Below are 6733 nucleotides of genomic sequence, written 5' to 3'. Positions count from 1 at the left end.
AACGTGGTCACCGTGCGCGGCACCCTCGGTGACGGCCAGGAGGTCTCGGTCTCCGGCACGCTCGCCGGCCCCAAGCACCACCAGAAGATCGTCGCCGTCGGCGAGTACGACGTGGACCTCGCGCTCGCCGACCACATGGTGGTGCTGCGTTACGAGGACCGTCCGGGCGTGGTCGGTACCGTAGGCCGGGTCTTCGGGGAGGCGGGGATCAACATCGCAGGCATGCAGGTGTCCCGCTCCGCGGCAGGAGGCGAGGCTCTGGCGGTCCTCACTGTCGACGACACGGTCCCGCAGGAAGCGGTGAGCGAGGTCGCCGGCGAGATCGGCGCCACGTCGGCCCGATCGGTGAACCTCGTCAAGTGAGTGGGGCCGGCCCCGAGCCGTCCATCCGTTGTCCCTGGCTGTCACGCCGGGGCAACGGACGGACTGCGCCGTCTGCACCCAGTTCCGGACGGTGCCGGCAAAGATCCGCATTCGCCCCACGCGGCGGACGCCGACCCGGCTTCGACGAAGGGCACTACAAGAAGCGCAACACCGACGAGGGCTATCCCGTACCTGAGCGGCGAGCGTCGTCCAGGACGTCGCGCAGGGCCCAGTAGGCGGGTTTCGCCTCGTACGTCGCGTCCCAGGGCAGAGCGTTTCCCGGACTCGGGGGATAGTGTCGCAGGTCAGCCGTGGAGCCGTACCTGTCGGTGAAACCCCAGGTCGAGAACGAGGTGCAGTTTGGTTCTTCGCCGCAGACCGCGAGTTTTCCCGCCAACTGGCGGGCCTGGATGTCCTCCTCGTCCTCGTCGACGAGGACGTCCGCCTCCGAGACCCGGGCCTTGAGGCCGAGCCCGGCCAGATCCCGGACCTTGCGTCGGAAGACCTCGGGGTCGGTACGGTCGCCGACGGCGTATTCGTGGTCCTGGAAACCGACGCCGTCGATCGGAACGCCCCGCGCCTTCAACCGGACCAGCAGCGCGTAGAGGGCATCCCAGCGGGGACCGTCCTCCTCCACCCCGTACTCGTTGAGGTACAGCACCGCGTGCGGGTCGGCCTCGCGGGCAGCATGGAACGCGATGTCGATGTACTGCTCGCCCATCGCTTCGAACCACAACTGCGGCCGCACGCCCCGGTTGCCGTTGGAGTAGTCCTCGTCCTCGTCGGACATGGGCTCGTTCACCACGTCCCATTCCGCCACCTTCCCCCGGAAGTGGCCTGCCACCGCGCGTATGTGCTCCACCATGACGCGCCTGCGGTGCTCGTGTGTCATCTCGGCACGCATCCACGCGGGCAGGGCTTCGAACCAGACGAGGGTGTGGGCGTGCACCTTCATCCTGTTGGCCTCGGCGAAGTCCACCAAGGTATCGCCTTCCGCGAACGCGAACACGCCGCGTCGAGGCTGGACGAACTGCGGCTTGAAGTCGTTCTCCGGCGTGAGCATGGAGAACTCCTCACCCGCCGTCCGGCGGTAGGCGCTGTCAGTCAGCAAGGGGCCCGCGGCCAGGGCGGTTCCCATACGGATCGGGCGTGGGAGAACCGCCGCCAGATCACGCATCGCGTCGCTGGACCGGGGCACGCGCAGGCCGGGCGCGTCCATGACGGACATCCGGCCCCGTCCCAGTGACCGAGCGTGGAGATCGCTGAGGGTCCAGCCCTTCCCGCGGGCTCCCGCATCCGCGCCGAACCAGATGCGGCCACTGCCGAAGACGTCCCGCGCGGGAACGGTTCCCACGACCCTGCCGTCGGCCTCCAGCACAAGCCTGTTTGCGCGGACTTCCACGGCGAGGCGGACTGCGAGCCCCAGGCCGCTCCCGAAGGTCCGGGTCAGCGCGGGTTTGTCGGAGTCACCGTCCCAACGGTCGATCCGCAGACTCCTGCCGACCACGCCGATGCGCACGCCGCGCCGTTCGTAGCGCCATTCGTCGTAGATGACCGGCGTCTCACCGTACAGATGCAGGTAGGCGTCCGTGTCATCCGTGCGCCGCAGGCCGGCTTCGATCCGGACATCCCCTCGGAACACCATGTGGGGACCGCGCAGGTTCACCGGTGGGTTCGGCTGTCCGCCAGTACCGTCCTGGCGTGTGATGCGCCGGTCGAGGGAGGTGACCCGTACCCCTGCGTGCGTGGGTTTCCCGCCGGCGAAGTGGGCCCAGTCCCTGCCGTTCAGGAGGTCCTCCACAGGTCCCCCCGCGGGTGCGGAGATGCCGGCGCGGTCTCCCGGGACACCGGCGACCAAGGCGCACGCGACCGCGAGGGCAGCGCTCTTTCGAAACCGCATGAACAGCAGCACTCCGTATCCTCAGCCCGTCTTCGGACGGCATCGCCGCCCCCAGCCACACCGTCGCGGAGCACCGTCCTCCCCGGCCGCGGCAAGGACGGCGCGCAACCGATCGAGCCGCCCCGCTGCGACTGATCGCCATTGTCCCAGGTGCGAGTGAGGCACCGTCGGCCGAGGGCCGTTCGCCGCGAGGGTGCCCGCGTCCGCAGCCGGAAGGGCATCCGCTGGGGAGCCGACCCGGCGCCGCAGCGGCCTGACTGCCCGACCAGCACTGGATCGCTAGGCGGTTTCCTTGTGGACTGCTTCGATGTTGTTGCCGTCGGGGTCGCTGACGAACGCACAGTAGGCGCGGTACTCGCTCCACGAGCGGGGCCCGTGCCGGGAGGTGCCCCCGGCCGCTACCGCAGCCGCGTGGAAGGCGTCCACCGCATCGCGGCTGACCGCCGCGAACGCGATGTGCACCCCCGTGGTGACGGCGGCTTCTTCCTCCGCCCCGTTCCGGAACGGTTCAGCGTCCGGGCAAGCGTTTAGGCTGCTGTGCGTTCTAGTGAGCTTCGCAGCGCGCTCCTACGGCGCCGTGGAGCCAGAACGTAGCTACTTCTGAGATCTGATGGTCGTGTCATGGTGGGGAGAGACCGTGGTGCGGAACCGCTCGGACCGGTGGCCGCTGGTCGGCCGCGACCGCGAACTGGCGGCATGCGTGGCAGCGTTGGCCGACCGAAGGTGCCACGGGCTCGTAGTGGCCGGGCCGGCCGGAGCGGGCAAGTCCCGGCTGGCAGAAGAGTGTGTGGAGCACACCGATGCGGGGGAGCTGCGGGTCGAGCGGGCTACGGCGAGTGCCGCGGCGCGTACGGTCCCCTTGGGAGCCATCGCCCATCTGCTGCCTCGCGGACTGGACTTGTCCGACCCGGTGGCTGCCTTCGCCGCGGTCACCGAACGACTGACCGGCGGCCCGGGGCGCCGGGTGCTGCTGATCGACGACCTGCATCTGCTGGACGCGACGTCGGCGGTGCTGCTGCGGCAACTGATGGATGCCAGGGTCATCACGTTACTGGGGACCGTCCGCACGGGTGAGCCGTACGGGGACGCTGTCGCGGCACTGTGCGACGGGGACGGACTGCACCGGGTCGATGTGAACGTGCTGCCTCCGGAGCAGATCGACGCGTTGCTGTATGCGGTGCTTGGGGCGCCGATGGCGCAGGCCGGCCTGCGCGCACTGACTGCTGCCAGTGGTGGCAACGTCCTGTACCTGCGTGAACTGGTCCTCGGTGCGCTGAGCACCGAAGATCTCACGCGCGATGGGGAACTCTGGCACCTGCGCGACGGCCGACAAGGGATGCCCGGCACCGTACGGCTGACCGAACTGATCGATCGTCGGCTCGCTTCCGCCGCTGCCGCGGGGCGCACCGTTCTGGAACTGCTGTCCCTGTGCATGCCGTTGTCCCTCGCCGATGCCGAAGTCCTGGCCACCCCGGACGAGCTGACGGCTCTGGAAGAGGCTGGGCTGATCCGTGTCATTCAGACCCGACGGCGTACGAGCGTTTCCCTGGCCCACCCCCTTTACGGTGAGGTGCTGCGTGCGGGTCTCCCGGTGCTGCGCCGAAGACACCTGCTGCTGGAGCAGGTCGCACGCGTCGAGGCACGGGGCGCCCGACGCCGTGAAGATCCCCTGCACATTGCGACGTGGCGGCTGGCCGCCACCGGCACGGCCGACCCCGACCTGCTCCTGCAGGCGGCCGTACTGGCGCGTCACGCCCACGACTACCACCAGACCATCGTCCTGCTCCAGGCGCTGCCCGAAGACCACCGGACCATGACCACCCAGCTGCGACTGGGCGAAGCCTTCCTTGAGCTGGGCCGCTGGGACGATGCCGAGTCGGCACTCACCCACGCCGACGCGCTGGCGGTCGGCGAACAGGACACCCTGGCGGTCACCCTGGTCCGGACGACGAACCTGCTGTGGAGCAACGCCCCTGTTGCCGAGGCGCTGCTGGTCAACGACCGTGTGCGGGACAGGATCACCAGTCCGGCCGGCCGGCGGCAACTCCAGGTCAACGAAGGCTTTCTGCGCATCGCGTCGGGACGCCCCGCCGAGGGCCTGGCCCTGCTGACGGAGCTGAGGAGCGAACTCGGCCATGACCTGCACGTCAACGTCTGGCTGCGAGGCGCCTGGATGAAGCCTGCCGGGCTGGCGCTGACGGGCAGGACCCGCGAAGCCGTCCTCTGGGCGGAGCGAGTCCATGACGTCCACCGCCAGATCCACAAAGAGGCTCTGGCATCCCATCCTGCTTTTCAGCGCATCCCCCTCGTACTCGCCCTCACCGAAGCCGGCCGGCTAGCCGATGCCCGCCGCGAAGGCGAGAACGCCTACGCGGAACTGACGGCCTCCGGTGCGGGTGTGCGTGTGTGGATGGCTGTCGTCCTCGGCCGCACGGAATGGCTGGCCGGCCACCCCGCGGCAGCGCGCCGCTGGTGGGCTGAGGCGGCCGCGCTCGCCCGCAGCATCGACCACTCGATGGCGCTACGCGTGGTTCTTCCCGGGCTGGCCGCCTGTGCGGCTGTGACGGGGGACCTGCACACGGCTGAGGATCTGCTCGACACTCACCGCGCCCTGCCCGGGCTGCCTCCCGGTCCTCTGTCCGCCGGCGAGGAGCACCTGGGGGAGGCATGGGTGCTGGCCGCCCGCGGACAGCTGAGCAAAGCCCGATCCGTGCTGACCGCCGCAGCGGAGACGGCCCGTACGACAGGCCATCTGACCAGCGAAGGCATGCTGCTCACCGACGTCGCCCGGCTGGGCGGCTCAGCGCATGTCGCGGACCGGCTGGCCGAGCTCGCCCAGCAGTGCGACGGGCAGTTCGCGCCGGCCCGCGCCCGCCTCGCTGCGGCACTGGCCGCCGACGACCCCGATCAGCTTCTGGACGTCGCGGGCGCCTGCCAGCGCATCGGCGCCGATCTGCTCGCCGCCGAGGCGGCTACGGCAGCGGCCTCCAGCAGCGCGCTGGCACACCTTCCCCGTCGCATCCTGTCGGCCTCCCGCCGGGCGGCTGTGGCTGCGACCCGGTGCGAAGGCGCCCGCACACCCTTGCTGACCTCGATCCTCACCCCTACCCCGCTCACCGACCGTGAACAGGAGATCGCCTTGCTCGCCGCGGCCCGCAACACCAGCAAGGAGATCGCCCACGCTCTGACACTCTCGGTGCGGACGGTCGAAAACCATCTGCAGCACATCTACGCGAAGCTCGGCGTGACGACGCGCCGTGAACTGGCGCAGACCTTTCGCGTACCACCAGAGGTTCAGCCCTATCAGTCTCACAGCCCGTCCTAGCGCGATCCCGGTCCAGTCGTGCACGGGTCCGAACGGCGTGCCACCGCCATTGGCCGGTGTGCGCAACGCGCCCTGCTGTGCGGCAGATCGATGTGAGTAGCGCCTACTCATCCTCCGGGACGCGGCCACGGCCATGCTCTTCATCAGCGCGTTGAGCGTTCGTCCAAGGCGCACAAACCGTCGTCACAATGGGGGAGTCCATGAAGAGAAGAGCGTTGGCCCGCGTCACGGTGGTGGCCGCGATGGTGGGTTCTGGCGTGGTGATCGCGGGAGGGCAGGCGAGTGCGGCCACAGGTGTCGCCAGAAGCGGGACAGACGTGGTCGTCAACGCGGCAGCCGGCCGAGCGAACAACCTCACGATCAGTCTGTCCGGAACCACCCTCATCATTCAGGACACGGCAGACACCCTTGCTGCCGGTACCGGTTGCAGTCCGCTGAGCAACGGCACGGTGGCCTGCCCGATCGACCTCGTCAACACGTCGGTCGTCGTCAACGCCGGAGACGGCAACGACGTCATCACCAAGACCGCCCCCATCCGCGGCGAACTCAACGGGGGAGCGGGCAGAGACACCATCACCGGCGGCTCCACGCAGGGCAACACCAACGTTCTCAACGGCGGGCCGGACAACGACACCGTGAACGGTGGTCCCGTCTCGGACGTGCTCGTCGGAGGAACCGGCGCCGACACACTCAGCGGTGGCGGCGGCACCGACATCGCCAGCTACCTGGACAGCCCCACGGGCGTGGTCGTCGACATCGACAACACCGCCGACGACGGGGCGGCCGGAGAAGGCGACAACGTCCTGACCGACGTGGAGTTCATCTACGGAAGCCAGTTCAGCGACACGATCACCGGAAGTGCGGCCAACAACGCCCTTCTGGGCTTCGGCGGCAGTGACCGTCTCGACGGCGGAGCGGGAAACGACAGCCTGTCGGGCGACCTGATCGGACAGATCGGCAGCTTCGGCTCCGACACCCTTATGGGCGGCCTCGGAAACGACTCGCTGGACAGCGTGGACAGAATCCCCGGCAACGACACACTCGACGGCGGCGCGAACACCGACACATGCCAGTTCGACACCGGTGACCGCGTGGGTCTGTGTGAAGGATAGGTATCAGTAGATCTGCAGCCGGCCGACCGCAGC

4 protein-coding genes and 1 pseudogene are annotated in these 6733 nt (G+C 69.2%); 3 read left to right on the top strand and 2 right to left on the bottom strand.

Features of this window, described 5'->3' with window-relative positions:
* The coding region (locus tag ACFWGJ_RS40130) for an ACT domain-containing protein (protein WP_387333894.1) at positions 1–363 on the top strand (363 nt) is incomplete at its 5' end.
* A gap of 181 nt (positions 364–544) precedes the next feature.
* Here ACFWGJ_RS40130 and ACFWGJ_RS40125 read toward each other — a convergent pair.
* Both ACFWGJ_RS40125 and ACFWGJ_RS40120 read right to left on the bottom strand, forming a co-directional pair.
* Positions 545–2164, bottom strand: a complete 1620-nt coding sequence (locus ACFWGJ_RS40125; protein WP_387333893.1) for an endo-1,4-beta-xylanase — start codon at positions 2162–2164, stop codon at positions 545–547.
* A 378-nt stretch (positions 2165–2542) separates the two neighbouring features.
* A pseudogene (locus ACFWGJ_RS40120) lies at positions 2543–2782 on the bottom strand (VOC family protein); the annotation flags it as partial.
* 91 nt (positions 2783–2873) lie between these two features.
* Here ACFWGJ_RS40120 and ACFWGJ_RS40115 point away from each other — a divergent pair.
* Both ACFWGJ_RS40115 and ACFWGJ_RS40110 read left to right on the top strand, forming a co-directional pair.
* Positions 2874–5588, top strand: coding sequence for a LuxR C-terminal-related transcriptional regulator (locus tag ACFWGJ_RS40115; RefSeq protein ID WP_387333892.1), 2715 nt, complete (start codon positions 2874–2876; stop codon positions 5586–5588).
* A 200-nt stretch (positions 5589–5788) separates the two neighbouring features.
* A complete protein-coding gene (locus tag ACFWGJ_RS40110) occupies positions 5789–6700 on the top strand; it encodes a calcium-binding protein (RefSeq protein ID WP_387333891.1) in 912 nt (303 codons plus the stop codon).
* The last annotated feature ends 33 nt before the right edge of the window (positions 6701–6733 follow it).

It is taken from the genome of Streptomyces sp. NPDC060205, from assembly GCF_042728395.1.
Taxonomy (GTDB): Bacteria; Actinomycetota; Actinomycetes; order Streptomycetales; family Streptomycetaceae; genus Streptomyces.
The sequence above is the reverse complement of the archived record's forward strand: the minus strand, read 5'-3'. Positions and strand labels throughout refer to the sequence as shown.